Origin of the sequence: Pandoraea anapnoica (genome assembly GCF_902459765.1) — a bacterium.
GTDB classification, from domain to species: Bacteria; Pseudomonadota; Gammaproteobacteria; order Burkholderiales; family Burkholderiaceae; genus Pandoraea; species Pandoraea anapnoica.
Genome location: NZ_CABPSP010000037.1, coordinates 1 through 1,434 on the forward strand (window position 1 = coordinate 1; position 1,434 = coordinate 1,434).

At 61.8% G+C, this 1,434-nt stretch carries 1 protein-coding gene; it reads left to right on the plus strand.

Annotated features, from left to right (window positions below):
* A partial coding sequence (locus tag PAN31117_RS26915; protein WP_150740876.1) for an autotransporter outer membrane beta-barrel domain-containing protein occupies positions 1 to 1,434 on the plus strand: 1,434 nt, incomplete at both ends.

Sequence of the window (1,434 nt, forward strand, 5' to 3'; positions counted from 1 at the left end):
GGCAACGGCTTCGCCGTGTTCAGTAACGGAGATACCCCGACCAGCAAGGGCGGCGTAGTCACGATCGATAGCGGCTTTACACCCAGCGTGAATGGCATGCAGTTCATGACCGATGGCTATGTGCTTCAGGGCGGCGCCCTCACGCTTGGTGGTAAGGATGATCCGCTCATCATCGTCGGTGACGGCGAAGTGGATGACACCACCAAGACCGCCACGATCAACTCTGTCATTCAGGGCACTGACGGGCTGACGAAGTCTGGCCTGGGTAACCTGGTGCTCGGTGGTGTAAATACCTATACCGGCACGACCACGGTGTCGCAGGGAACGCTCACGCTGGGCGAGGGCGGCAGCATCAATGATCAAAGCAATATCGTGCTGGCGGCGACGCGCTACGGTCACGGCACGCTGGCCATCGATAAGACGAGCGACTTCACCCTGGCCAACCAGATCAGTGGGGCAGGTGACGTGTTTCAGCGCGGTACCGGTACCACCACTTTCTCGGGGGACAACAGCTTCACCGGTGGCCTGACGGTTGAACACGGTACAGCTAAGGCCGGCATCGCGGATCACGCGTTCGGTGCAGGGATGCTCACCGTTGAGCAGGATGGTACCGCGGATCTAGCCAACCTGAACCAAACCGTGGGCGGGCTCACGGGTGAGGGCCATGTGGCCCTGGGTTCGGGTACCCTCACTCTCGAGCAGAGCACAGATACGACGTTCTCGGGCGCGATGGACGGCACGGGTGGACTCACCAAGAACGGTGCCGGCAAGCTGACCCTGACGGGGACTGGCACCTATTCGGGCGATACCGCGGTGAACGGCGGCGCTCTGGTGCAAGGCGCTGAGGGCGCGTTCTCCTCGGCTTCAAACTATTCCGTTGCCAATGGCGCCCTGATCGATCTGGGCGGCTACTCCACCAACATGGCTGGCCTGTCGAATAGCGGCACGGTGAATTTCGGCGGCACGGGTGGCACGGTGCTCAATGTCGCGGGCGACTATAACGGCAATGGCGGCACGCTGGTGCTCAATACCGTTCTGGATGGCGATAGTTCCAAGACCGACATGCTCAAGGTCGGAGGCAATACGTCGGGCTCGACGAATCTGAAGGTTGTCAATCGCGGTGGCCTGGGTGCCCAGACGGTGAGCGGCATCGAGGTTGTGGACGTGGCCGGTCAATCGAATGGCACCTTTTCGTTGCTGGGTGACTACGTGACCAAGGACGGCAAGCAAGCCGTGATGGGCGGTGCGTATGCGTACACGCTGCAACAGGGCTCGGGTGCGGGCAACGGGGATGGTAATTGGTACCTGACCAGCCAGATGGGTGATGACCCGCCGGGCCCGGGGCCGAGCCCGGATCGCCGTTATAGCCCTTCGGTGCCAGTCTACGAGGGGTATGTCGCGACGCTGCAAGCGCTGAACAAGCTGCCGACACTG